Source organism: Pseudomonas sp. FSL W7-0098 (assembly GCF_005930585.1).
In the GTDB taxonomy this organism is placed as follows: Bacteria; Pseudomonadota; Gammaproteobacteria; order Pseudomonadales; family Pseudomonadaceae; genus Aquipseudomonas; species Aquipseudomonas bubulae.
The window spans coordinates 331,111-354,761 of record NZ_RXHW01000005.1; the positions used below are offsets into that span (position 1 = coordinate 331,111).

The 23,651-nt window shown below is 55.8% G+C and carries 24 protein-coding genes and 1 pseudogene; 14 read left to right on the forward strand and 11 right to left on the reverse strand.

Annotated features, from left to right (window positions below; all coding sequences use genetic code 11):
• The first annotated feature begins 89 nt into the window (after positions 1-89).
• Positions 90-1,169: a diguanylate cyclase gene (locus tag FHL07_RS11870; protein ID WP_095020862.1), complete on the forward strand. Its 1,080-nt coding sequence runs from the start codon at positions 90-92 to the stop codon at positions 1,167-1,169.
• A gap of 23 nt (positions 1,170-1,192) precedes the next feature.
• Here the strand turns inward: FHL07_RS11870 and FHL07_RS11875 are convergent, their stop codons facing one another.
• The gene (locus FHL07_RS11875; protein ID WP_095003249.1) at positions 1,193-1,516 is read right to left on the reverse strand and encodes a DUF2025 family protein; all 324 of its coding nucleotides are present in this window, start codon (positions 1,514-1,516) and stop codon (positions 1,193-1,195) included.
• A gap of 168 nt (positions 1,517-1,684) precedes the next feature.
• Between FHL07_RS11875 and FHL07_RS11880 the strand changes: the two genes are divergently transcribed.
• From FHL07_RS11880 to FHL07_RS11900, 5 genes are all read left to right on the forward strand, one after another.
• Positions 1,685-2,818: a glycerophosphodiester phosphodiesterase gene (locus tag FHL07_RS11880; protein ID WP_138738514.1), complete on the forward strand. Its 1,134-nt coding sequence runs from the start codon at positions 1,685-1,687 to the stop codon at positions 2,816-2,818.
• A gap of 95 nt (positions 2,819-2,913) precedes the next feature.
• Positions 2,914-3,219: a PepSY domain-containing protein gene (locus FHL07_RS11885; RefSeq protein WP_095003251.1), complete on the forward strand. Its 306-nt coding sequence runs from the start codon at positions 2,914-2,916 to the stop codon at positions 3,217-3,219.
• Between the two features lie 130 nt (positions 3,220-3,349).
• Entirely contained in the window at positions 3,350-4,528 is a 1,179-nt protein-coding gene (locus FHL07_RS11890) for a GAF domain-containing sensor histidine kinase (protein ID WP_138738515.1), read from the forward strand.
• A gap of 141 nt (positions 4,529-4,669) precedes the next feature.
• Positions 4,670-5,458 carry a methanethiol S-methyltransferase gene (mddA, locus tag FHL07_RS11895; RefSeq protein ID WP_095019700.1) on the forward strand — a complete coding sequence of 263 codons (789 nt, stop codon included), beginning with the start codon at positions 4,670-4,672 and terminating at the stop codon, positions 5,456-5,458.
• Between the two features lie 113 nt (positions 5,459-5,571).
• Complete coding sequence (locus FHL07_RS11900; RefSeq protein ID WP_095019699.1) at positions 5,572-6,078, forward strand: GNAT family N-acetyltransferase; 507 nt, start codon at positions 5,572-5,574, stop codon at positions 6,076-6,078.
• On the opposite strand, the gene FHL07_RS11905 is transcribed toward FHL07_RS11900, so the two are convergent.
• Positions 6,075-6,566 carry a GyrI-like domain-containing protein gene (locus tag FHL07_RS11905; protein WP_095019698.1) on the reverse strand — a complete coding sequence of 164 codons (492 nt, stop codon included), beginning with the start codon at positions 6,564-6,566 and terminating at the stop codon, positions 6,075-6,077. The two genes, FHL07_RS11900 and FHL07_RS11905, sit on opposite strands and share 4 nt — an antisense overlap.
• Positions 6,567-6,764: 198 nt before the next feature.
• Here FHL07_RS11905 and alaC point away from each other — a divergent pair, with 198 nt between their 5' ends.
• Positions 6,765-7,973 (forward strand): alanine transaminase, encoded by a 1,209-nt coding sequence (gene alaC, locus FHL07_RS11910; protein WP_095003256.1) that lies wholly within the window; start codon positions 6,765-6,767, stop codon positions 7,971-7,973.
• A 48-nt stretch (positions 7,974-8,021) separates the two neighbouring features.
• Here alaC and FHL07_RS11915 read toward each other — a convergent pair whose 3' ends face one another.
• Both FHL07_RS11915 and FHL07_RS11920 read right to left on the reverse strand, forming a co-directional pair.
• The gene (locus FHL07_RS11915; RefSeq protein ID WP_095003257.1) at positions 8,022-9,374 is read right to left on the reverse strand and encodes a GntP family permease; all 1,353 of its coding nucleotides are present in this window, start codon (positions 9,372-9,374) and stop codon (positions 8,022-8,024) included.
• Between the two features lie 85 nt (positions 9,375-9,459).
• Positions 9,460-9,993: a gluconokinase gene (locus tag FHL07_RS11920; protein WP_138738516.1), complete on the reverse strand. Its 534-nt coding sequence runs from the start codon at positions 9,991-9,993 to the stop codon at positions 9,460-9,462.
• A gap of 229 nt (positions 9,994-10,222) precedes the next feature.
• Between FHL07_RS11920 and FHL07_RS11925 the strand changes: the two genes are divergently transcribed.
• Positions 10,223-11,254 (forward strand): LacI family DNA-binding transcriptional regulator, encoded by a 1,032-nt coding sequence (locus tag FHL07_RS11925; protein WP_095003278.1) that lies wholly within the window; start codon positions 10,223-10,225, stop codon positions 11,252-11,254.
• A 34-nt stretch (positions 11,255-11,288) separates the two neighbouring features.
• On the opposite strand, the gene FHL07_RS24020 is transcribed toward FHL07_RS11925, so the two are convergent.
• Both FHL07_RS24020 and FHL07_RS24025 read right to left on the reverse strand, forming a co-directional pair.
• Positions 11,289-11,861, reverse strand: coding sequence for a methyl-accepting chemotaxis protein (locus FHL07_RS24020; RefSeq protein ID WP_446730760.1), 573 nt, complete (start codon positions 11,859-11,861; stop codon positions 11,289-11,291).
• Positions 11,838-12,608, reverse strand: a pseudogene (locus FHL07_RS24025) (PAS domain-containing protein); the annotation flags it as partial. The gene FHL07_RS24020 and the pseudogene FHL07_RS24025, both read right to left, overlap by 24 nt.
• A gap of 604 nt (positions 12,609-13,212) precedes the next feature.
• On the opposite strand from FHL07_RS24025, the gene FHL07_RS11935 reads away from it, so the two are divergent.
• Complete coding sequence (locus FHL07_RS11935) at positions 13,213-13,659, forward strand: GNAT family N-acetyltransferase (RefSeq protein ID WP_095003260.1); 447 nt, start codon at positions 13,213-13,215, stop codon at positions 13,657-13,659.
• On the opposite strand, the gene def is transcribed toward FHL07_RS11935, so the two are convergent.
• Both def and FHL07_RS11945 read right to left on the reverse strand, forming a co-directional pair.
• Entirely contained in the window at positions 13,613-14,152 is a 540-nt protein-coding gene (def, locus tag FHL07_RS11940) for a peptide deformylase (protein WP_095003261.1), read from the reverse strand. The two genes, FHL07_RS11935 and def, sit on opposite strands and share 47 nt — an antisense overlap.
• Before the next feature lie 2 nt (positions 14,153-14,154).
• The gene (locus tag FHL07_RS11945) at positions 14,155-15,108 is read right to left on the reverse strand and encodes a YihY/virulence factor BrkB family protein (RefSeq protein WP_095003262.1); all 954 of its coding nucleotides are present in this window, start codon (positions 15,106-15,108) and stop codon (positions 14,155-14,157) included.
• A gap of 281 nt (positions 15,109-15,389) precedes the next feature.
• On the opposite strand from FHL07_RS11945, the gene FHL07_RS11950 reads away from it, so the two are divergent.
• Positions 15,390-15,770 (forward strand): hypothetical protein, encoded by a 381-nt coding sequence (locus FHL07_RS11950; RefSeq protein ID WP_016782092.1) that lies wholly within the window; start codon positions 15,390-15,392, stop codon positions 15,768-15,770.
• A 181-nt stretch (positions 15,771-15,951) separates the two neighbouring features.
• Here the strand turns inward: FHL07_RS11950 and fadD1 are convergent, their stop codons facing one another.
• Positions 15,952-17,643, reverse strand: a complete 1,692-nt coding sequence (fadD1, locus tag FHL07_RS11955; protein WP_095003263.1) for a long-chain-fatty-acid--CoA ligase FadD1 — start codon at positions 17,641-17,643, stop codon at positions 15,952-15,954.
• A gap of 329 nt (positions 17,644-17,972) precedes the next feature.
• Positions 17,973-19,661, reverse strand: a complete 1,689-nt coding sequence (fadD2, locus tag FHL07_RS11960; RefSeq protein WP_138738518.1) for a long-chain-fatty-acid--CoA ligase FadD2 — start codon at positions 19,659-19,661, stop codon at positions 17,973-17,975.
• A 209-nt stretch (positions 19,662-19,870) separates the two neighbouring features.
• Between fadD2 and FHL07_RS11965 the strand changes: the two genes are divergently transcribed.
• Both FHL07_RS11965 and FHL07_RS11970 read left to right on the forward strand, forming a co-directional pair.
• Positions 19,871-20,815 carry an alpha/beta hydrolase gene (locus tag FHL07_RS11965; RefSeq protein ID WP_095003265.1) on the forward strand — a complete coding sequence of 315 codons (945 nt, stop codon included), beginning with the start codon at positions 19,871-19,873 and terminating at the stop codon, positions 20,813-20,815.
• Between the two features lie 79 nt (positions 20,816-20,894).
• Complete coding sequence (locus FHL07_RS11970; RefSeq protein WP_019829146.1) at positions 20,895-21,365, forward strand: MaoC family dehydratase; 471 nt, start codon at positions 20,895-20,897, stop codon at positions 21,363-21,365.
• Between the two features lie 119 nt (positions 21,366-21,484).
• On the opposite strand, the gene FHL07_RS11975 is transcribed toward FHL07_RS11970, so the two are convergent.
• Positions 21,485-21,952, reverse strand: coding sequence for a PA2169 family four-helix-bundle protein (locus tag FHL07_RS11975; protein WP_095003266.1), 468 nt, complete (start codon positions 21,950-21,952; stop codon positions 21,485-21,487).
• Positions 21,953-22,160: 208 nt separating this feature from the next.
• On the opposite strand from FHL07_RS11975, the gene FHL07_RS11980 reads away from it, so the two are divergent.
• Positions 22,161-22,397: a DUF3820 family protein gene (locus tag FHL07_RS11980; protein ID WP_019693207.1), complete on the forward strand. Its 237-nt coding sequence runs from the start codon at positions 22,161-22,163 to the stop codon at positions 22,395-22,397.
• A 12-nt stretch (positions 22,398-22,409) separates the two neighbouring features.
• Complete coding sequence (locus FHL07_RS11985) at positions 22,410-23,603, forward strand: aminotransferase class V-fold PLP-dependent enzyme (RefSeq protein WP_095003267.1); 1,194 nt, start codon at positions 22,410-22,412, stop codon at positions 23,601-23,603.
• The last annotated feature ends 48 nt before the right edge of the window (positions 23,604-23,651 follow it).

A 23,651-nucleotide genomic window follows, 5' to 3' on the forward strand; every position in this document is an offset into this window, starting at 1 on the left:
TCGACAAGGCTGACCGACCAGCCAACAATCGATAATGCAGTACCCGGCAGTTGCCAGAAACTCCGCCCGCACATCTTGCGCAGATAGACATGGACAATAAAAGAGGCAAAGGGTTGTCGTTCGCCAAGCGTATTTATGCGCCGCGAGTGATTGGCTCAGGGTTTGGCAGTATCGGGCTAATGGCCGCCCTCTACCCCCTCGACAGATCCATATGGGTTTGGCCACTACTGCTGCTAAACGCGTTCGTATGGCCTCACCTGGCCTATCAATTGTCATCGCGTGCAACCTATCCCTACCGGGCTGAACGTCGAAATATTTTGATTGATTCCATGTGCGGAGGGTTTTGGGCGGCGGCTATCGAGTTCAATCCGCTGCCTACGGTGATCATCGTGTCGATGATGACCATGCACAACGTGGCTGCCGGAGGGCCAAAACTGCTGGTTCGCGGAGCGCTGGCGCAGCTGGCAGGCGCCCTGGTCGCGTTGCTGCTGTTCGGCTTTGCGTTTACACCCCATACCACCAGCCTGCAGGTCTATGCCTGCGTACCCGTGCTGATTCTTTACCCTTTTGCTGTAGGCATGGTCAGCTATGGTCTGGCAATCACCCTGGCCGAGCATAAACGCACCCTCAGTACCCTCAGCCGCACCGATAGCCTGACCGGGCTGCTTAATCACGGCTCATGGAAAGACCTGCTGCAACTCAGTTTCCAGCAAAGTCTGGAGCGCAATTCTCCGGCGACTCTGGCGCTGATTGATATCGATCACTTCAAACAGATCAACGACACCTACGGGCATATTGTCGGCGACAGTGTATTGCGCCAGCTCAGCAAGGAGCTCAAGGACAATTTGCGCACTGAAGACCTTGCAGGCCGCTACGGCGGTGATGAATTCTGCGTCATCCTGCCCAATCGCACCCTGGACCAGGCCCGGGAAATCATGGAACGGCTGCGCCACGTGATTGACAACTATCAACACGCCGACGAGCCCGGCCTGTGCGTTAGCCTGAGTATCGGGCTTGCCACTTGCCGCCCCGAACTCCTCCAGGCCAGCACGTGGCTGAACGAGGCAGACAAAGCGCTATATATCGCAAAGAATACGGGGCGCAACAAAATCAGTGTTGGCGCAGCAGACACCCTTGCTGAATCACAGCTGAGCAATGATCCGGTATAGAAACAGGGCCCGGGCAGCGCTATTCAACTGATGCAGCGACGCAAGGCCGAAATCTCGGGCACATCCTGGCGCTGCATATACACCCTCAAGGGCTCGGTGATGTTCAGGCGGTCATCGATATTCTGATCCAGCAACAACTGAATCAACTCGCGCTTGAGAGTCATGGTGCCAGCACCATCGGCCTGCCAGACAAACTCGCTGGTGGGCGTGATGTTGTCGTCGGCGACATCCATTCCAAATGAATCTTCACTGAAACGGACAATGTGCTGGCCTGTCTTACGATTGAAACCAACAAAGCCGCTAAGTAGGTCAGCGGCCTGACAGATGAGTTGCGAAGTGATACGCATGGTAAACCTCACTGATGAGCCTGAAAGGCTCCGGGACGGTGGTTTACACGCAAGTTCGATTGCCTGCCCCTCTGCCGGGGACGTTGATGTGGCCAAGAATACTGCACATCTTCACGAAAAACCGCTAAAAAACACCCTCTGTTTTTCTGATTGAAAGGAACTCAACCAATGCCTGACACTTTTGGCAAAAACGCCCTGCTGCTGAGCCTGCTCCTGGGCTTGGGTGGCGTACAGAATGCTGGCGCATCCAATGCGACCGAGGCGGCACTGGCCAACGCTCACGGCATACCGCGCCCGGCGGTGATCGCCCATCGCGGTGCGTCCTTCGATGCTCCGGAATCAACCGCTGCCGCCTACACCCTTGCCAGGGATCTGGGGGCTGACTATCTGGAAATGGACCTGCAACGCAGCAAGGACGGCGTTCTGTTTGCGCTGCATGACAACAGCCTGTTGCGCACCACTGACGTCGCCAAAAAGTTTCCGCAACGCAAGGACAGCCCGGCCAGCGCCTTTACCCTGGCCGAGCTTAAAACCCTGGATGCTGGCAGTTGGTTCAACCAGGCTTATCCGGATCGCGCGCGCCCGTCCTATGTCGGGCTGCCGATCCTGACCCTGGACGAAATTATCGATATCGCCCAGGGCAATCCACAGTACAAACCGGGCCTCTACATCGAAACCAAAGAGCCCAGGCAGTTCCCGGGCCTTGAACACGATCTGAAAAACAAGTTGAGCGAACGCGGCTGGCTTGAGCCCGTTGCCTCGGCAGAGGCGGAAGGCAAACCACTGGTCGGCCAGGGCAAAGGCCGGGTCATGTTGCAAACCTTCGACAAAAACAGCCTTGAGCTGCTGCAAAAAGAAATGCCCGACACGCCGAAGATCCTGCTGTTATGGGTAGGTGAAGGCGGCATGAAGCCCAGCACCTCAGTCAGTTTCGCCGACTCCGGCGAAAAGGATAAAGCCGCGTACTACGCCAAACAGCAACCCAAGGACAAAGCCGAGTTCATCCAGTGGCTCGACTTTGCCAAGGCCAACGGTGCCATCGGTACAGGCCCTTCGGCAGCCTTGACCCACGGGGGTGACCAGAGCTACTTCGACCTGATCCAGCCCTGGATGAACAGCGCCGCCCATGACCGGGGCATGCTGGTACATGTTTACACCCTCGATGCCCCCGTTGACTTCAAAAAGGCAATGGACGCAGATGTCGACGGCATCTTCACCAACCGCGCCAGCGAGTTGCTCACGTATTACCAGCGCCCGGTGCCACAAAGCGTCAATCAGTTGCTGGAGAAAAATGGCTTTTAAACCTGCAAGCCGGCAAGGGGCGAAAATTAAGGGTGAGTTAAGTTGCGCCGGTTAATCTGATCCCACTTGAACAGATCAACCCAAAGGGACTCAACATGAAAAAACTTAATCTGGTATTTGCAACTGTTGCCCTGGCTCTGACTGCCGGTATTGCTCAGGCCGATGTACGCCCGGACCATATCCCGGGCCTGATCAAATCGGGTGAAATCACCTCGTTTGAAAAGTTGAATCAAGCAGCACTGGACAAACACCCTGGCGCGACCATTCTCGATACCGAGCTTGATCACTCCTACGGCAAGCTGGTGTATGAAGTTGAATTGCGCGATACCAAAGGCATCAAATGGGACGTAGATCTCGACGCAAAAACCGGCGAAGTGCTGCAAGACAAACAAGACACCTGAGTTGATTTGAATAAAAGGCTGCGCCACTCTTCATGGGTGGCGCGGCCTTTTTATTTAGCGCTTGCTTAGGAATAAGTGCCGCGCTCAAGTGTTCTGGCTAGAATCATCTTTTTGAGCTCGAGCTTTTACCATGACGCACGGCACGGCTGACGATATCGCGACAATTAACCGGATCAGTGCCGTACCTGCAATGTTGCAGGTGATTACGGAAATGACCGGTATGCGCTTTGCTGCCGTTGCCCGTGTCACCCAGACCACCTGGACCGCCTGCGCGGTACTCGACAAGCTGGGTTTCGGTTTGCAGTCCGGTGGCGAGCTGGACCTGGTCAGCACCCTGTGCTTTGAAAACATGAACTCGCACCTGCCGATCATCATTGATAAAGCCAGCGCCGATCCGCTGTACCAACACCATCACACGCCGCGGATTTATCGCTTCGAAAGCTACATCACGATTCCGGTATGGCGCACTGACGGTAGTTTTTTCGGCACCCTGTGCGCACTCGACCCCGAGCCTGCAAGCCTCAGGAACAGTACGATCCAGTCCACAATGGAGTCATTCGCACGCCTGCTGTCGCTGCAAATTGACGCCGAAGAAAACCTGCAACGTACAGAAACCGCGTTGGAGCAGGAGCGTGAAACCGCAGAGCTGCGCGAGCAATTTATCGCTGTTATAGGCCATGACCTGCGCAACCCGTTATTCGCCATCACCACAGCCGCAGAGCGCTTGCTACGGGTGCACCCAGACCCCTCCACCGATGTCCTGGTCAAGCATATCCTGAGCTGCGGCAACCGTGCCTCGCAGCTGGTTGAGGACGTTATGGACTTTGCCCGCGGACGGCTCGGTAGCGGCATCCCGCTGACGCTGCGCGAGTGCCCCGATCTCGACCAGGTCTTCATCCATGTCATCTCGGAACTGCAAAACGTTCATGCGCAACGTTCCATCCGCTCAGACATAGGGCCACTTGAGGGCATCCGCTGTGACAGCGGCCGCCTGGCCCAACTGCTCTCCAACCTGTTGACCAATGCCATCACCCATGGCTGCCCCGACGGGCCCGTTGACATCTCGGCACTGGTACTCAATGGGGTATTCACCCTGAGGATCTGCAACCAGGGCGAGCCCATCCCGGCCGAACAACTGCCGCATTTGTTCAAACCCTACTCACGCCCGGCCACCGACACTCCCCAGGCCGGACTTGGCCTTGGGCTGTATATTGCCAGCCAGATCGCCCTGTCCCACGGCGGCCATATGGAAGTCACCTCGGACCAGGACCAAGGCACAGTCTTCACCTTCAGCATGGCGCTGCCCTGATGCTCTGACGCCCTCGACTGGTATGTGAGACGACATCTTATGACCGCCCGGCCGCGACGCTAGCCATTTGCCATATAGGGGCTAAGGTACTGGCTGTAGACGTTTTAATTGAAATTTCGCCATGTTCGAAAGGAGTCGTTCATGCACACCAAAATTGAGCTGAAACCGCGTTCAACCAGCCGTACTGAAAAACTCGCAGCGCTGCTCTATAGCCTGTTCAGCTATCTGTTTTTTCTACTGACATTTGTTTATCTGATAGGTTTTCTGGGGAATGTCGCCGTCCCGAAAAGTATCGATTCGGGGCCAGGCCTGGCATGGCCCTGGGCGCTTGTGGTCGATGTGCTGCTGATCACCGTATTTGCCCTGCAACACAGCATCATGGCGCGCAAAAGCTTCAAGCGCAGGTGGTGTCATGTCATACCGCCAGTTATTGAACGAGCCACTTATGTCCTGGCCTCCAGTGCGGTGCTGGCGCTTATATGCTGGCTGTGGCAGCCGATCGATATCAGTGTCTGGAGTGTACAGTCGCCCTTGTTTGCGGGGTTACTTGTCACGCTGTACTGGTTCGGATGGGGGTTGGTGCTGCTGGCCTCTTTCATGATCAGCCACTTCGAATTGTTTGGCGTCAAACAGCCCTTGGACACCCTGCGCCAACCAAAACCCGTAAACAACGCATTCAGAACCCCCGCGCTCTACAAGCTCGTGCGTCACCCGTTGTATCTGGGATTCCTGATCGCTTTCTGGGTAACGCCCGAGATGAGTGTCGGGCACCTGGTGTTTGCACTGACAAGCACCCTTTACATTCTGATCGGCACCCAACTGGAAGAGAAAGATCTGGTTGAGCTGTTTGGAGACAAGTACCGGGTTTATCAAAAAAACGTCGGCATGTTGCTGCCCTCTCTACGCCGCAAGTCCGGCACCGGGCGCTGACCCAAGAATAAATCTGTATTTAGAACCGTGATGGGTAGAAACTGACGCGCTGTTCAGCGGCTACTGACACTGCCTGTCAGATGCCTCCTATTGCGCCTCGATAGAACCCCGACATGAACACCCGCCTATGCGCTTATGAAGACCTGACACCCCGCCAGCGCGAGCAACTGCGCGAGATAGAAGTTCGCCCTGAGCAGATTGCTTTTTGCGGCACCATCGAGTCTGCCCTGCACTCGTTGCCGGTCCAGCCGCAGGCGGGCATCAAAGGGCTGGTGCTGCTCAACGACGAGTTGCCAGTGGCATTTTTGCTTCTCAAGCGCGAGCCGCTTCTGGCCCACTGGGCTGAGCCGGGCTGCGCCACCTTGCACGCACTACAGGTCGACAGCCGTGCTCAGGGCCAGGGATTGGGCAAGGCCTGTTTGCGCGAGCTGGCCAGGGCCATTGAACAGATATGGCCCGAGATTCGCCAATTGATGCTCTCGGTCAGCCCGTTCAATACCAGCGCCATGGCTTTTTATCTGAGCCAGGGCTGGGTCGAGCAAGGCGAGGCCTATCGTGGTGAGCGACGGTTGGTGCTGTCGCTGGCCCCCATGCTGCCCCTGCAGTTGCAGGCAAGCTAAGCAGGCTTTTTGATCGGCAGCCAGATTTCCAGCAGCCCCGTACCGGTGTCCGCATTGAAGTCTGCGCTGTAGCGCTCGAACTCGGGCGCATCAGCGGCTTGGTAGCCCGAATTTGGCAACCAGTCTTTCCAGATCGCCTGAAAGGTCTGACCAAGCGTGTCCAATGCCCCGTGATGCTCAAAGACCGCGTAAGACTGCTCCTGCAGTTCAATCCAGCGATACCGCTCAGGCAGATCATCAAGCTTGCTGATAGCCACGCCAGCAATGTATTCAAAACCACCCTCGCCATCAGGATTACAACAAACACCGTAGGTTTCATCGCCAATTTGGCTTGGTACTTTGCCGATTTCGGGAATGAATTTTTCCCATAACAGCGGGATTCGATCAACGCTCTCCTCAGTGAAACGGCCACCCAAACCCGCGATCAATTGAAACTGGCCTTTGGCAAATCGCGGCGCTGACAGCTCGAACTTTTTTAGTTGGTCCATGGGGCATGCTCGATGGAGGAAGTAGGAAACCTAGCATCTGAGTATAGGAACAAAACCACATACAGGTCGGATCAGCGAAAAATAGACGCTGACAGCACCTAGACAAAAGGTCATCAGCGCCCGTATTGTTTCGTCCAGACCACCGCAGTGGTCAACGTCGCTCGGACGGTTCCGGGCGCTTACGTATCAGAGGCACACATGGCAGACCAAGGTTCGCCGCGACGCTTTGCGCGCATAGATCGACTCCCCCCCTATGTTTTCAATATCACTGCCGAGCTGAAGATGGCCGCCCGTCGTCGTGGCGAAGACATCATCGACTTCAGCATGGGTAACCCTGACGGCCCGACACCTCCCCACATCGTCGAAAAACTCTGCACCGTCGCGCAGCGTGAAGACACTCACGGCTACTCGACTTCGCGGGGAATTCCACGCCTGCGCCGGGCCATTTCGCGCTGGTATGCCGACCGTTATAACGTTGAGATCGATCCCGAGCACGAAGCCATTGTCACCATCGGCTCCAAGGAAGGCCTGGCGCACTTGATGCTTGCCACCCTGGATCAGGGCGACACCGTGCTGGTGCCCAACCCCAGCTACCCGATTCATATCTACGGTGCCGTGATTGCCGGTGCCCAGGTGCGTTCGGTACCGCTGATCCCCGGCGTGGACTTTTTTGCCGAGCTGGAAAAAGCTATCCGCGGCTCCATCCCCAAACCGAAAATGATGATCCTGGGCTTCCCGTCCAACCCGACGGCGCAGTGTGTCGAACTGGATTTCTTCGAGCGCGTGGTGGCCCTGGCCAAGCAATATGATGTGCTGGTTGTGCACGATCTGGCCTACGCCGATATCGTCTATGACGGCTGGAAAGCGCCTTCGATCATGCAAGTACCGGGCGCCAAGGACATCGCCGTGGAGTTCTTCACACTGTCCAAAAGCTACAACATGGCAGGCTGGCGTATCGGTTTTATGGTGGGCAATCCTGAGCTGGTCAATGCTCTGGCGCGAATCAAGAGTTACCACGACTACGGCACCTTTACCCCGCTGCAAGTGGCGGCAATTGCTGCACTTGAGGGTGACCAGCAATGTGTGAAGGATATTGCCGAACAGTATCGTCAGCGCCGTAACGTGATCGTCAAAGGGCTGCACGAACTGGGCTGGATGGTCGAAAACCCGAAAGCTTCGATGTATATCTGGGCCAAGATTCCCGAACACTACGCCCACCTGGGCTCACTGGAATTCGCCAAGAAGCTGCTGGCAGATGCCAAGGTCTGTGTTTCACCGGGGGTAGGCTTTGGGGAATACGGTGACGACCATGTGCGCTTTGCCCTGATTGAAAATCAGGATCGCATTCGTCAGGCGCTGCGTGGAATTCGCGCTATGTTCCGCGCTGATGGCTTTAACGCTGGCTAAAACGACTGTGGGAGCTGGTAAACCAGCTCCCACAGGTTTATTGGTGCTTTAAACCACCAACGACAGCAGCAGAATAAAGATCAAACCTACAACCGAGAGGATGGTTTCCATCGCGGTCCAGGTCTTGAAGGTTTCAGCCACGGTCATATTGAAGTACTGCTTCACCAGCCAGAAACCTGCGTCGTTGACGTGAGACAGGATCAACGAGCCTGCGCCGGTTGCCAATACCAGCAGCTCACGGTTCACACCCGGAATCATGTCCACCACCGGCAACACAATCCCCGCCCCGGTAATGGTCGCTACGGTCGCAGAACCCGTCGCGATACGAATCACTGCAGCCACCAGCCAGGCCAGCAAAATCGGCGAAATTTGCGCGTTTACCGCCATATGGCCGATCACGTCACCCACACCGCTGGCTACCAGCATCTGCTTGAAACCGCCGCCCGCACCAATGATCAGAATGATCGCTGCGGTAGGAGCCAGGCTCGCGTCCAGCAGCTTGAGGATGCGTTTGGAGTCGATACCCTGGCGGGCGCCAAAGGTGTACAGCGCCAGCAGCAATGCCAGCAACAGCGCACTGATCGGGTGGCCGATCATGTCCATCCACACACGGAAGAAGTTGCCATCGGGCAGCGCCACGTCGGCGAACGTCTTGAGCAGCATCAGGAATACCGGCAACAGCACGGTGATCAGGGTGATGGAAAAACTCGGCAAGGTGCTGGATTCCGGCTCACTGGCCAGTTGATCCATGAGGTCCTGGGATGCATGGCCCGGGATGTACTTGGCGATAAACGTACCGTAAATCGGTCCGGCAATGATCGCGGTAGGCAGAGCAACAATCAGGCCGTACAGAATGGTCTTGCCGATGTCGGCACCAAACACGCCAATGGCCAGCAGCGGGCCCGGGTGCGGCGGTACCAGCCCGTGAACAGCCGACAAGCCGGCGAGCAGCGGGATACCGATCTTGATGATCGACACGCCAGTACGTCGCGCAACGATAAACACCAGCGGAATCAGCAGTACAAAGCCGATTTCGAAGAACAATGGAATACCGACCAGAAAGGCGGCAAACATCATTGCCCACTGCACCTTGTCCTTGCCGAAGGCACGGATCAGGGTACGGGCGATCTGGTCAGCACCACCGGAGTCGGCCATCATTTTGCCAAGCATGGTGCCCAGCGCCAGGATGATCCCGACAAAGCCCAACACGCCGCCAAAACCGTCCTGGAACGACTTGATGATCAGGTTGGCAGGCATGCCGGCCGTCAGCCCCAGAAACGCAGAGGCGATGATCAAGGCAATAAAGGGGTGCAGTTTGAATCGGGTGATCAGTACGATCAGGCCGATAATGGTCACCACTGCATCAAGCAGCAGAAACGTATTATGGGACATGCCTAGCATGGGGCGTCTCCTGCCTTTTTGTTGTTATCAAGTACGGGGGTGCCGCTACAGCCGAGGCAGATAGCGCTATCTGTTTGAAACAACATCATGAAGTTGCCATTACCGTCTGCTCGCACCACCAGTCTCGGGCGGCGCTTGCTAATTGCTTAACGTTCATCTGGGCTGCATTCAGAGTCAGCACCAAGGATTCATTGGTCGGTGATTCAAGCGCAGCGAACTGGCTGTCGATCAGGGTCTTGGGCATAAAGTGCCCCGGACGATCGGCCACCCGGGCAGCCGCCACCTCAGCGGTCAGCTCCAGAAACACAAAACCCAGACCATCTACCGCACTGCGTAAACGCTCGCGATAACGCAGCTTGAGTGCCGAACAGGTCAGCACCGGGCGCTGACCACTGGCAACCGCACGACGCAATTCGTCGCACAGGCTGTCAAGCCAGCCGGCACGGTCTTCATCGGTCAGGGGAATACCGGCACTCATCTTGGCAATGTTGGCCGCCGGGTGAAACGCATCGCCTTCAATCGGGGTCGCGCCATTGAGCTGGCACAATGCCTGGCTAACGCTGGATTTGCCGCAGCCGGCAACACCCATGATGACCAGAGCAGTGATAGGTTGACTCATGAAACACCTCAGTCCGTAGACAGCGCTGTCTTTGTTCATGCGTTCAATACTTGAAAGCAAAGCACAAAGCTTAGGCTACCGACGTCTATTTCTCATTTTTATGGGGAGACGCGGAGACGCTCTCGACATACAAAGCTGGGGTAACTGATTTACACGCAATCAGGCAATTGCGGGTCCGCCAGGACAGCGCTACCTTAGTGACTTGTTTTTTGTTTGGCAAGCCGCCCTGATGACCACCTCCAAAAACGATAAAAACACCCGGACCACGGGTCGCCCCACCCTTAACGAAGTTGCCCGCCTTGCGGGGGTCAGCCCCATCACCGCCTCGCGAGCCCTGCGCGGTATCAGCAGCGTTGCCACGGAGCTGGCCGAAAAGGTCCGTGTTGCCGCCGACGAGCTGAACTATGTGGTCAATCCCGCCGCCCGCGCGCTAGCTTCGGCGCAGAGTCATTCTGTCGTGGTGCTGGTACCTTCGCTGTCCAACCTGCTTTTTATAGACACCCTCGAAGCCATCCATGACGTGTTGCGCCCCCGGGGCTTTGAAGTATTGATCGGCAACTTCCACTATTCCCGTGACGAAGAAGAAAATTTGCTGCGCAACTATATGGCCTACCAGCCCCGAGGCCTGCTGCTGACCGGTTTTGATCGTTCGGAAAGCTCACGGCGGATGATCGAGACCAGCAATGTACCCTGCGTGTACATGATGGAGCTGGATGCCGCCGAGGGCTTGAACTGCGTCGGCTTTTCACAGCTGCAGGCCGGTGAAACAGCTGCCCGGCACTTGATCTCCCGTGGCCGCAGACATCTGGCCTATATCGGCGCCCAGCTCGATCAACGCACGTTGCTGCGCGGTGAGGGTTATCGCCGCACTTTGCAGGAAGCCGGACTGTACAACCCTGATCTTGAAGTACTGACGCCACGTCCGTCTTCGGTCGGCCTGGGGGGCGAATTGTTCCTGCAATTGCTCGCCAGCCATCCACAAGTGGATGCGATCTTTTTCGGCAACGACGACCTGGCCCAGGGCGCCTTGCTTGAGGCTGCACGCATCGGCATCAAAATCCCGGAGCAAATCGCCGTACTGGGCTTTAACGACCTCCCGTCTTCAGAGTTTATGGTGCCTCGCCTGAGCAGTATTCGTACGCCCCGGGAAGCCATTGGCCGTCGCGCAGCCGAGCAGATGCTGACACTGATGGCAGGCAATAAAGTTGCCAACCCTGTTCAGGACATGGGCTTTGAACTCATGGTGCGTGAAAGCAGTTAAAGCCCCTCACCCTCATCATGTACACAGTACAGCTTTAATGCAGTTGCAACGTCAAGTTGAACTGGCTGATGGCATCGACCACATGCCGGGAGCCTTGCTGGATTTCCAGAATCGCTTCCCCGGCCTCATTTGCCAGCTCAACACCAAGCCCTGTGCGGCTAAGGCTCGACTGCATGCTGGTCACAGCGCTCAGCGACAGATCATGATTTCGACGCACCACTTCGACAATTTCCAGGGTGGCAGCACTGGTGCGCGCCGCAAGGCTTCTGACCTCATCGGCCACCACGGCAAAGCCGCGCCCGTGCTCCCCCGCCCGCGCTGCCTCGATCGCGGCATTGAGCGCCAGTAAATTGGTTTGATCCGCAATACCACGAATGGTCTGCACGATCTTGCCGATACTGTCCGACTGTTTGCTTACCGCATCAATGCTCTGCGCTGCTTCATTAAGGTCTTTGGAAATGGCCTCGATGATTTGCACGGTTTGCTGCACCACCTGCGAGCCCTTCTGCGCGCAGGCATCGTTTTGCACCGAAGTGCTGTGGGCCGATTCGGCGGCAGTCTGCAGGTTGGTGACCTGAGCAGTGATATCACTGGCGAATTTCACCACTTTGTACAGTCGCCCCCTGGCATCGAAGATCGGGTTGTAGGAGGCCTCGAGAAACACCGTATGACCGTGTTTGTCGATCCGCTCAAATCGCCTGGAATGGTACTCGCCGCGATTGAGCGAGGCCCAGAAAGCCTTGTAGCCGGCTGACTCGGCCTCGCTTCGACGACAGAACATGCCGTGATGCTGGCCGACAATTTCGCTCAGCGAGTAATGCATGGTGTCGAGGAAGTTCTGGTTGGCATTGATTACCCGCCCATCCGGTGAAAACTCGATCACCGCCATCGACCGGCTCAGGGCGTTTACGATGCTCTGGGTTTCATGTTCTTTATTGATTCGATCTGTGACATCCGAAGCCACCTTGATGACACGCACAACGTGCTGGTCAGCGCCGACGATGGGCATGTAGCTGGCTTCCAGCCACACCTCACGCCCCGCCTTGTCGAGCCGTGAAAAGGTGCCGCTCAAAGGTTCGCCTCGGGCCAGGTCCCGCCAGAAATTGTTGTACTCACTGGATTTTACGTAAGCCGCTTCGCAAAATAGCCGATGGTGCTTGCCCCGAATCTCGTCAGCGGAATAACCCACAACCCGACAAAAATTCTCGTTGGCATCCAGAATGGTGCCGTCAGGGGCGAACTCAATAATTGCCATGGAACGGCTGATAGCCTGCACTTTAGCGGCCATGTCATTTAATAAGCCGCTAAGACGTTGATTTTCGAGCAGATCGGCTTTGCGATGCGAATTAAACATGGCTCAATCCCTGGAGGTGCTGTCTATTGATAATTCAAAAGTTTCAAGACGCAGCCAATCAGCTGGGTATCTCACTCTTAACGTTAGAGCTGTACGCACTTCGAGGGTTTGAGCACTTATGGCTACGACCCCGTAAACATGGAGCATAGCTAGCCAAATGACGCGCGCAAGCAAATGGCCATCAACCTGCGACGGAACGCTCACGCTTTAAAAATTTACCAAATGGATGATGCAGTATTAAAAGTGACAGGGCCCCGAGGAGCGAGCCCCGGTAAATCCACTTAATGACCAAACAATCCGGTGTCAGTTTTTTTGGCTTTCTTGTCAGCGCGTTTTTCATCGGCTGTTTTAGCCGGCTTTTTCTTCGCTGCTTTCTTTGAATCCATACCTTTGGACATGTTATGCACTCCAGTAACCAGGGTTGTTCACTGAGGTATAGCACTGATCCATGGTGAACTTTCATTTAAAGTCGGTTATTTCGAAATGAATGCGTATGTGTACCCTTTAATTCCGAATACAGATCACCCACACTATTCAGATAACCCGCAGAAATCTGCCTTTTAGTTATTTATACTGCGCGCCCCTCCCCCGAGCCTGTGGACTTATGACTGCCATTATTTACGCCCCGCTTGAAGCGGCTTTATGGCCACTGATGAACAAGTTTTATCGCACACATCAATCATCGATGAAGGCGGTCAGGGAAGCGCAGTTATGGGTCGCCCGCAAAGAGGGGATTATTGCCGGTTTATGTTTGCGGCCAATGGCTCACGGCCACTGGCTGACCGGGCTTTTTGTCGCGCCAGCGCTACGCGGCCAAGGGGTAGCTGGCGATCTGGTCAGCCAGGCAATAGCTGCCGTCGATGGCCCGATCTGGTTGTTCTGCGACCCGCAGTTGCAGGGGTTTTATGAAAAGCTGGGGTTTAGCCTGGACGTGGAATTGCCCCATGCCCTGCATGAGCGGCTGGTTCGCTATCAACGCAACAAAGCGATGATAGCGATGGGCCTTACTCCTTGGTGTGCGGATCCAGATCAGGAAACAGCACCTCAATAAAACCGAACTTGCTGAAGTCCTTGATCCGTGACGGATACAGACGACCGATCAAGTGATCGCACTCATGCTGCACGACCCGCGCATGAAACCCCTCTGCAATCCGTACGATTGGCTCACCCTTGGGGGTGAAACCTTCGTAGCGGATCTTGTGGAAGCGCTCCACGACCCCACGCAGACCCGGCACCGACAGGCAACCCTCCCAGTCCTCTTCAACTGCCGGGCTCAGCGGCGTGATCAGCGGGTTGATCAGAATGGTCTGCGGCACGGCTTCGGCATCCGGGTAACGCTCGCTGTGCTCGAAACCGAACACCACCAGCTGCAGGTCAACGCCAATCTGCGGCGCTGCCAGGCCCACGCCGCCAGCGTGTTCCATGGTCTGCAACATGTCGTCGAGCAGTTGCCAGAGTTCTGGCGTGTCGAACATCTCATCCGGCACCGGTTGGGCCACACGTAATAAACGCTCATCACCCATTTTCAGGATTTCACGAATCATGGTCAGGTTTCATCAGAAGTGGATTTAAGGGAGTGGTCGCGGCCAAGGCCGGAGACATGCTGCTTTGGATCAGGGTCGGCAGACTCATCGAATGTCTTCTCGCCCGGATTTTTGCCTTCAGCCGACATATGTTCGATCACAGCATTCATTTCAGCGCCCAGCAACAGCACCGCGGCCGAAATGTAGAAGTAAAGCAACAGCACGATGATTGCACCGATACTGCCATACATGGCGTTGTAGTCCGCGAAGGTTTTGACATAAAAGGCAAACCCCAAGGAAGCCACAATCCAGACCACTACCGCCAGCACCGAGCCCGGGGTAATAAAACGGAATTTCTGCTCAACATCGGGCATCACGTAATACATCAACGCCACTGCCACCATCATCAGCAAAATAATCGCCGGCCAGCGCAGGATGGTCCACAGCGTGACCACAAAGTCTTCAAGCCCCACCTGCCCCGCCAGCCAGCTCATCACCTGCGGTCCGAGCACCATCAGTGCGGCGGCGACCAGCAGCATGCCGGCAATGCCGATCGTGTAGAAAATCGACAGCGGAAAACGTTTCCAGACAGGGCGCCCTTCAACCACGTCGTAGGCAGCATTCATTGCGCTCATCATCAGGCGCACACCCGCAGAAGCCGTCCATAGCGCAATGACGATACCTACCGAAAGCAATCCGCCCTTGGATTGCTGCAACTGGTCGATCACCGGGTTGACCTGCTCCAGCGCTTGCGGCGGCAGTACCAGTTCGGACTGCAGGCGCAACCAGGTAAAGAAGTCTGGCAGATGCAAAAAACCGATCAATGCAATCAGGAACAGAATGAAAGGGAATAACGAAAACAGCATTTGATAGGCCAGCGCCGAGGCGTAGGTCGACATTTCATCGTCGATAAATTCCTTGACCGTTCGGATCAAGACTTTGCCCAAAGGCAGGCCGTTCAAGCCTGGGAATAACATAGCGTCTCCTTTCGCCGCACCGTTAATGAGGTCAACACGCCTCCAAGCGAAGGGTTTTACCTAAAAGTAGCCCAATTGGCGACTTTGAAAACACCGGATCGCCAAACCCGTAAAAAGGCCAACCCAGCATTGACCTTCTAGCCCGGCATCGAGTTTCATTTATTTTCTGCCCATCATTTCGTCGATCAGCGCAGGTTGGGCTTTATGTTTGCCCGCTAACCCCCGAGAATACGCGACGTATTCAGGCTATGGCGCTGAAGATCCGCAATTGTAGGAAGGTTATGAAACTCGATAAAAAGCTGGCTATTGCCCGCAGGAACCAGGAACTCGGCGGCGCGGTACTCGGCGTCAACAACTGCCATTTCGCCGCACTGAACACCAACAAGAACATCTGGTGGTTCGATATTCCGCTGGCGCGCCTGGCCGTCGGCCAGTACGAATGGGTGCATCTGCTCCTGCACACCCCAAGCACCGACGAACTGCTGCACCTGAAGGTAACGACTGCATTCCTGCGTGAAAAACGCGAAGGCATGGTAGTACGTGCAACGCACAAGCGTACGCCGACCATGAGCCTGGAGTTGAGTGCAGACAAGGACTCCTATCTGCAGGACGTGCGTCCTACAGGTACTGGCGTCAACTTCGCACAGTTTTTACAGAAATAAACCCAAAGGCCAAAACCTGTGGCCGACCTGTAGATACTCTGTTGCAGGTCAAGCCCTATTGTGGGAGCGAGCAGGCTCGCTCCCACAGTTGCAGTGTTCCTTCGGCAGCTGCTACAACAGACCTTCACCGTATCAAAACGAAAAATCCCCGCATTGCGGGGATTTTTCGTATCCAGGCCTGTTACTTCTTGAGGCCCAGCTTTTTCAGTTCTTCGTCTCGCAACTCACGACGCAGGATCTTGCCCACGTTGGTGGTCGGCAAGCTGTCGCGGAACTCGACGAACTTGGGCGCCTTGTAAGCCGTCAGGTTGGCACGCATATGCGTCATGACCTGTTCCTTGGTCAGCGTCATACCCGGCTTGACCACGATAAACACCTTGATCAGCTCACCGGTCTTCTCGTCCGGAATACCGATTGCAGCGCACTGCAATACGCCCGGCAAGGAGGCCATCACGTCTTCCAGCTCGTTGGGGTAAACATTGAAGCCCGACACCAGAATCATGTCTTTTTTGCGATCAACGATACGCATGTAGCCATCAGGCTGAATCACTGCGATATCACCGGATTTCAACCAGCCTTCGCTGTCCATGATCTCGGCGGTGGCGTCAGGACGCTCCCAGTAGCCTTTCATGACCTGCGGGCCCTTGATGCACAGCTCGCCGACTTCACCCAGCGGCAGCTCTTCGCCGGCATCGTTAATCACTTTGCACAGGGTCGAAGGCACCGGAATGCCAATGGTACCGATCTGAATGCTCTGGGCCGGGTTGACCGTGGCTACCGGACTGGTCTCGGTCATGCCATAACCTTCGCAGATCGGGCAACCGGTCACGGTCTTCCAGCGCTCGGCCACCGACAGTTGCAAGGCCATGCCACCCGAGAGCGTCACTTTGAGGGCCGAGAAATCCAGCTTGCGGAACGCCTCGCTGTTGCACAGCGCCACAAACAGGGTATTGAGGCCGACAAAACCGGTGAATTTCCACTTGGACAGCTCTTTGACCATCGCCGGTAAATCACGGGGGTTACTGATCAATACGTTGTGATTGCCCAGTAGCATCATCGCCATGCAGTGAAAGGTAAAGGCGTAGATGTGATACAGCGGCAAAGGCGTAATCAGGATTTCACAACCTTCATCGAGGTTGGAGGCCATCAATGCCTTGCACTGCAACATGTTGGCGATCAGGTTGCGATGGGTCAGCATCGCGCCCTTGGCCACACCGGTAGTGCCGCCCGTGTATTGCAGCACGGCAACATCACTGCTCACCGGGCTGGCTTCCTTGACCGGCTGGCCCTGGCCTTTGCTCAGCACGTCGTTGAACTTGACGGCCTGTGGCAAATGATAAGCAGGGACCATCTTTTTCACGTACTTGATGACGCTATTGATCAGCACCCGCTTGAAAGGCGACAGCATGTCAGCCACTTCGGTGACGATCACATACTTGACCGACGTCTGGGGCACGACTTTTTCAGCCAGATGCGCCATGTTCGCCAGGCACACCAGTGCCTTGGCACCGGAATCCTTGAACTGGTGTTCCATTTCCCGCGCGGTGTACAGCGGGTTGGTGTTGACCACAATCAAACCGGCGCGGATGGCTCCGAACACAGCAATCGGGTATTGCAACAGGTTGGGCAGCTGCACGGCGATGCGATCGCCCGGCTGCAAGTCGGTGTGCTGCTGCAACCAGGCTGCAAAAGCGCCCGACTGCTCATAGAGCTCACCGTAGGTAATGGTTTTGCCGAGGTTACTGAACGCCGGTTTATCGGCGAAACGCTGGCAAGATTCCCGCAGTACCGTCTGAATATTTGGATATTCATCTGGATTGATTTCAGCAGCAATCCCAGCTGGGTACTTATCCTTCCAAAAGCCTTCAATCATGGAAGCCCACTCCTCAGCGTCGCGAATTCTTCACCGCATCGGGTGCGGTTCTTATTTATTTGATTTTTATAATGGACAGCTCTGACTTTCACTTACCCTGAAGTCACAAAGCGCGCCGAGAGTAGCAGCTTTGCCAAAGGCCGCCTAGAGCCAAAAACCGGGTTTAGAGTCACCAACCTGACTGTAGGACAATCCAAAGTCATCATTAGTATAAACACTCTATTAACCGATAAACCCCTCTATCTCAGGTATTACAGCCCCTTATCATAGGCATAAAAAAACGCCCGCGGCCTTTCAGCCTGCGAGCGTCTGTCGCCATGATGAACGAATCAGGCGGTATCCCGTAACTCCCGTCGCAGGATTTTTCCCACCGGCGTCATGGGCAAAGCATCACGCAACACTATTTGCTTGGGCACCTTGTAACCGGTGAAATTGTCCTTGCAGTAGGCCTTGAGCTCCTCAACGGTCACCCCGCCTGCACGCGGCACCACAAACAGTTTGACTGCCTCGCCCGTGCGCTCATCAGGTACGCCGATAACTGCGCAATTGGCCACTTTAGGGTGTGCCATCACGATATCTTCGATTTCGTTGGGGTAGACATTAAAGCCTGAGACGATAATCAGATCTTTCTTGCGATCGACGATGCGGACAAAACCGTCCGGATCAATCACGGCGACATCGCCGGTCTTGAACCAGCCCTCGGCGTCCAGCACCTCGGCCGTAGCCTCGGGGTTTTGCCAGTAACCCTTCATCACTTGCGGGCCTTTGATGCATAGCTCGCCGCGCTCACCCAGCCCAACCTCATTGCCATCATCGCTGATCACCTTCATCAGCGTTCCCGGTACCGGCATGCCCACAGTGCCCAGACGCGCCTGCGGGCCGTAAGGGTTGGCACTGGCCACCGGTGAGGTTTCAGTCAAGCCATAGCCTTCGACGATGCGACAGCCGGTGAGCCTTTCCCAACGCTCAGCTGTGGTCTTGACCAGCGCAGTACCGCCTGAGTTGGTGAGCTTGAGGTGGGAGAAATCCAGGTCTTTAAAGTCAGGATGGTCCATCAGAGCCACAAACAGGGTGTTCAAGCCCAGCAACCCGGAGAACTTCCAGTTTTTCAGCTCCTTGATAAAACCCTTGATATCGCGCGGATTGGTAATCAACAGGTTGTGATTGCCCGTAACCATCATGCACATGCAATTGGCCGTGAATGCGTAGATATGGTAAAGCGGCAACGGTGCCACCATGATCTCTTGACCGTCCTTGAACATCGGCAGGCCATCTTCGGCATGCTGGGACAGGCACGCACGAATCTGCTGCATATTGGCGACCAGATTGCCATGGGTGAGCATCGCGCCCTTGGGCAGGCCGGTGGTACCGCCGGTGTACTGCAGGACGGCGATATCATCCAGCGCTACCGCCAGTGGCCGGATCACCTGCCCCGCGCCCCGGCGCAAGACGCTTTTGAAGGCAATGGCCTGGGGCAACTGATAGGCAGGCACCAGTTTTTTCACCTTGTCGACCACCAGATTGGTGATCCAGCCTTTGGCGGCGGGCATCATGTCGCCCATTCTGGCTTCGATCAGGTAGTCGATTTCAGTGTCTTGCAGCACTTCCTGTACGCGCTTGCCGAACATGTTCAAGTACACCAGCGCCCGAATCCCGGCGCTCTTGAACTGATGGCGCATCTCGCGCGAGGTGTAGAGCGGGTTGGTATTGACCACAATCAGGCCTGCACGCATGGCTCCGAACACGGCAATCGGATATTGCAGGGTGTTGGGCATTTGTACGGCAATACGGTCGCCCGGCTTGAGATCGGTGTACTCCTGCAGATAACCGGCAAACGCGGCACTGTGGCGCTCAAGCTCGGCATAGGTGATGGTCACTCCCAGATTGCTGAAGGCCGGGCGATCCGCAAACTTTTTGCAGGAGCGCTCAAACACGTCAACAACCGATTTAAAAGCCGTCATGTCGATATCCAGCGGTACACCGGCGGGACGTTTGTCATTCCAGAAATCAGGTTGCATTGTTTTTATCCTCGTACCTGAGTGTGCCTGGCCGCGTCTCGTGTCGAATGAAAAGCGGAGCTTGCGGACGTTAACAGTTATAAAGTTGTAGGCAAATACAGCGATCTTCGCCATTTACATCTTGAATCTTATTGCCGGGTAAACGCCCGTTAACTGGCCCCCTTGCAAATGCGCTATACACTGGTACGACAATAATTAAAGGAAATGCCATGACCCCTGAGACTTTCTGGCTGGAAGCGAATGACCGCAGCGGTCTTTTCGTTAACCAGTGGCTGCCGGACAGTACACCCAGGGCTGTTGTCCTGCTGGCTCATGGCATGGCCGAACACAGTGGCCGTTATGCGCACCTGGGCCAGGCCCTGTGTGCTGCCGGTTTTGCCCTGTATGCCCATGATCAGCGCGGTCACGGTAAAACAGCCGAGCGCGGCACCCTGGGCTATTTTGCCGACAATGATGGCTGGTGCGCTGTGGTCAGCGACGTGGCCAGCCTGAGCCGGCATATCGGCCAGGCCCACCCTGGCATACCGGTTTTTTTGCTCGGGCACAGCATGGGCAGCTATATCGCGCAGGCGTATGTGATGCATCACAGTGCCAGCCTGCAAGGGGTGATTCTGAGTGCTTCGAATTTCCAGCCGGTGGCGCTCTATCGTGCAGCCAGCCTGATCGCCCGACTAGAGCGTTGGCGCCAGGGAGCCAAGGGCCGCAGTGCGCTGATCGAATGGTTGTCGTTCGGCTCGTTCAACAAGGCCTTCAAACCCAATCGCACGCCGTATGACTGGCTCAGCCGCGATCCGGCCCAGGTCGATGCCTACGCCAGCGACCCCCTGTGCGGCTTTCGGTGCACCAACCAACTGTGGATCGACCTGCTCGGCGGGTTGCAGCAAATCAGCAAAGCGTCCAATCTCGCTCAGATCGATCCGGGCCTGCCGCTGCTGATAATCGGCGGCGAATGTGATCCGGTGAGTGAAGGCAAGCGTCTCACTGATCTGGCCAGGGCATTGCGAAATGCCGGCAATCGTCAGTTGCAACTGAATCTGTATCCGCAAGCGCGGCATGAACTCTTCAACGAAACCAACCGCGATGAAGTCATGGCTGATGTAATTAAGTGGCTAAATCAGGCATTGAGCCACTCCCGCCCGTCGCGAAGCGAATGAGCGAAAAACAGATTTACACCTAAAAAGCTTTTAAAATCATAGCTTTAAAACCAAACACTCGTCACAGGACATGCGCTAGATGACTCAGGTTACCAACACCCCGTACGAAGCCCTCGAAGTCGGCCAGACAGCCAGCTACAGCAAAACCGTCGGAGAGCGTGACATTCAGCTTTTTGCGGCCATGTCCGGCGACCACAATCCGGTGCACCTCGACCCCGAGTTCGCCGCCGCCACCATGTTCAAGGAGCGTATTGCCCATGGCATGTTCAGTGGTGCGCTGATAAGTGCTGCCGTAGCCTGCGAGCTGCCTGGCCCGGGCACCATCTATGTCGGCCAGCAAATGAGCTTTCAGAAACCGGTGAAAATCGGTGACACCCTCACCGTGCGCCTGGAAATCCTGGAAAAACTGCCCAAGTTCCGTGTGCGCATTGCTACTCGCGTGTTCAACCAGCGCGATGAAATCGTTGTTGATGGCGAGGCCGAAATCATTGCGCCACGCAAGCAACAAACCGTGACCCTGCCGGTACTGCCTGCGATCAGCATTGGCTAAAACGCAATGTGGGAGCGGGCTCGCTCGCGATAGCATCAACTCGATCATTCTGATCAATCGAGTTTTTGCATCACGAGCAAGCCCGCTCCCACATTTTTGGAACTACAGCTTCAAGCTAATCATGCACGGGCACGGGCCTGATTGCGCAGCGCCTTAACCTGATCGTGGTTGCGTTGCACGCCGTGGTACTGGCGCTCTACCAGATCACGAATGCCGACCAGGTTGTGCTTGCTGATTTTTTCCAGCGCTTCTTTATAAGCCTTCAGCGCATGATCTTCGCCGCGCTCGGCTTCGTTGAGCACCGCTTCTTCGTCTTTGCCGGTAAACACGGACTTCACATCCACCCAACGGCGATGCAAGTCACCGGCCACGCTGGTGCTGGTTTCCGGGTCACCACCCAGGGCTCGAACTTGAGCCTGAAGTTCGGCAGCTGCGGCAGCGCAATCGGCTGAACGCTTGGCAAACAGAGCCTTTAGCTCCGGGTGCTTGATATCTTCGGCACAGCTTTTAAACCCTTCCTGGCCGTCTTTGCTGGTTTCGATCAGATCGTTCAGGATGCTAATGGCTTCTTTATTAAGGTCAGTCATTGTTCAATTCCTTACAAGGTTGAGGATCGTGCAATAGAGGTTGCAGGGCTCGTGCCAGTTTTATAATTAAATAAAATCCTTAAATATCAACAACTTAATAAATATCAAAAAATCTTTATCCGGTTTATATGCATGATCTGTCAATTGGCCTTCATGCAAATTGCCTGTATTTTGATTTCCACAGCTTTACCCATCTAAGGGCCGCTGCATGAACCCCGAAAAACTCGAACTGCTGGTCACTCGTGAAATGCCCTTCGGCAAATACAAGGGCCGAATCATCGCCGACCTGCCCGGCCAGTACCTCAACTGGTTCGCCCGTGAAGGTTTCCCCCACGGAGAACTGGGCGGCTTGCTGGCCCTGATGCAAGAGATTGATCATAACGGCCTGTCGGACCTGCTCGACCCGTTACGCGCCAAACACGGAAAACCCAAACCCCGCCATTGATAGAGCTGCCCCATGCCAAGGATTGAAGATAACGCCCGCGACGAACACTTCTGGCAAGCAATTGCCGAGCGCTACGACCTTGCGCCCGGCCCGATCAATCTGGAGAACGGCTACTTCGGGCGTATGACCCGCGACGTGGCACAGGACTACCAGCGTAATATCGACTTTATTAACCGCAACAACTCGGTGCCTGTGCGCCAGCACTTCGATACCACTCAGGGCCTGGAAATTCGCGACTCGCTGGCGGGGTTGCTTGGTGTAGCCCCTGCCGGCCTGGCGCTGACCTTTTGCGCGTCTGACGGCCTGCAATCATTGATCCGCAACTACAATGGCCTGCAAACGGGCGATCAATTGCTGATCAGCGACCTGGAATACCACAGCGTCGAATACGCCATGCGTGGAGTGGCACGCCAACGCGGCCTGGAAATTATCGAAATCTCCCACACGCACCCAGCCACGTTTGAAAGCCTGGTGGCCAGCTATCGCCAGGCATTTGAACGTAACCCGCGGATCAAGCTGATGGCGCTCACTCACGTTACCCATCGCACTGGCCTGGTCATGCCCGTGGAGGCCATTGTTGCGGCGGCAAAAGAGCATGGGGTTGACGTGATTCTGGACGGTGCCCATGCCCTGGGGCAGATCGAACTGGACCTGCCGGCACTGGGTGTGGCCTTTGCCGGTTTCAACCTGCATAAATGGATTGGCGCGCCGCTGACCCTGGGCCTGATGTATATAGATCCCCAGCGCCTGGGCGACATTGACCCCGATATGGGCAATGAGCGCTACCCCGAGCCGGATGTGCGCAACCGCGCCGTTTATGGCACGGTCAACATCCCCGCCTGGCTAACCCTGACCAAGGTGCTGCAGGAACACCATGAGATGGGTGGCGCCCGAGGCAAGGGTGCCCGACTCAACTACCTGCGCAACCTGTGGGTCAGCGAGGCGCGCAAGATCGAGGGCATTGAAGTGCTGGTCAACGATGATCCGCGCTTGTATTGCGCAATCACTTCGCTGCGCTTTACCCATGTGCAGGATCAACAACCGATGGCTGATCGCCTGCTCAAGGACTACAACCTGTTCACCGTAGCCCGCAACGGTTCGGCGTGTGGCAGTTGTATCCGGGTAACAGTGGGCTTTGCCACCACGCTGGATGACATCAACCAACTGGTGCGGGCGCTGCGCGAGCTTTCGCAAGCTCACACATAACCTTGTGGGAGCGGGTATTTTTCAGGCAAAAAAAAGGTGCGCCGACCA

Coding starts and splice junctions, on each gene's coding strand:
- FHL07_RS11885 (WP_095003251.1), top strand. CDS start 2,914: ATGAAAAAACTTAATCTGGTATTTGCAACTGTTGCCCTGGCTCTGACT.
- FHL07_RS11880 (WP_138738514.1), top strand. CDS start 1,685: ATGCCTGACACTTTTGGCAAAAACGCCCTGCTGCTGAGCCTGCTCCTG.
- FHL07_RS11980 (WP_019693207.1), top strand. CDS start 22,161: ATGAACCCCGAAAAACTCGAACTGCTGGTCACTCGTGAAATGCCCTTC.
- FHL07_RS11875 (WP_095003249.1), bottom strand. CDS start 1,516: ATGCGTATCACTTCGCAACTCATCTGTCAGGCCGCTGACCTACTTAGC.
- FHL07_RS11915 (WP_095003257.1), bottom strand. CDS start 9,374: ATGCTAGGCATGTCCCATAATACGTTTCTGCTGCTTGATGCAGTGGTG.
- FHL07_RS11900 (WP_095019699.1), top strand. CDS start 5,572: ATGAACACCCGCCTATGCGCTTATGAAGACCTGACACCCCGCCAGCGC.
- fadD2 (WP_138738518.1), bottom strand. CDS start 19,661: ATGCAACCTGATTTCTGGAATGACAAACGTCCCGCCGGTGTACCGCTG.
- FHL07_RS11870 (WP_095020862.1), top strand. CDS start 90: ATGGACAATAAAAGAGGCAAAGGGTTGTCGTTCGCCAAGCGTATTTAT.
- FHL07_RS11935 (WP_095003260.1), top strand. CDS start 13,213: ATGACTGCCATTATTTACGCCCCGCTTGAAGCGGCTTTATGGCCACTG.
- alaC (WP_095003256.1), top strand. CDS start 6,765: ATGGCAGACCAAGGTTCGCCGCGACGCTTTGCGCGCATAGATCGACTC.
- FHL07_RS11945 (WP_095003262.1), bottom strand. CDS start 15,108: ATGTTATTCCCAGGCTTGAACGGCCTGCCTTTGGGCAAAGTCTTGATC.
- FHL07_RS11920 (WP_138738516.1), bottom strand. CDS start 9,993: ATGAGTCAACCTATCACTGCTCTGGTCATCATGGGTGTTGCCGGCTGC.
- FHL07_RS11970 (WP_019829146.1), top strand. CDS start 20,895: ATGACTCAGGTTACCAACACCCCGTACGAAGCCCTCGAAGTCGGCCAG.
- FHL07_RS11985 (WP_095003267.1), top strand. CDS start 22,410: ATGCCAAGGATTGAAGATAACGCCCGCGACGAACACTTCTGGCAAGCA.
- def (WP_095003261.1), bottom strand. CDS start 14,152: ATGATTCGTGAAATCCTGAAAATGGGTGATGAGCGTTTATTACGTGTG.
- mddA (WP_095019700.1), top strand. CDS start 4,670: ATGCACACCAAAATTGAGCTGAAACCGCGTTCAACCAGCCGTACTGAA.
- FHL07_RS11890 (WP_138738515.1), top strand. CDS start 3,350: ATGACGCACGGCACGGCTGACGATATCGCGACAATTAACCGGATCAGT.
- fadD1 (WP_095003263.1), bottom strand. CDS start 17,643: ATGATTGAAGGCTTTTGGAAGGATAAGTACCCAGCTGGGATTGCTGCT.
- FHL07_RS11925 (WP_095003278.1), top strand. CDS start 10,223: ATGACCACCTCCAAAAACGATAAAAACACCCGGACCACGGGTCGCCCC.
- FHL07_RS11905 (WP_095019698.1), bottom strand. CDS start 6,566: ATGGACCAACTAAAAAAGTTCGAGCTGTCAGCGCCGCGATTTGCCAAA.
- FHL07_RS11950 (WP_016782092.1), top strand. CDS start 15,390: ATGAAACTCGATAAAAAGCTGGCTATTGCCCGCAGGAACCAGGAACTC.
- FHL07_RS11965 (WP_095003265.1), top strand. CDS start 19,871: ATGACCCCTGAGACTTTCTGGCTGGAAGCGAATGACCGCAGCGGTCTT.
- FHL07_RS11975 (WP_095003266.1), bottom strand. CDS start 21,952: ATGACTGACCTTAATAAAGAAGCCATTAGCATCCTGAACGATCTGATC.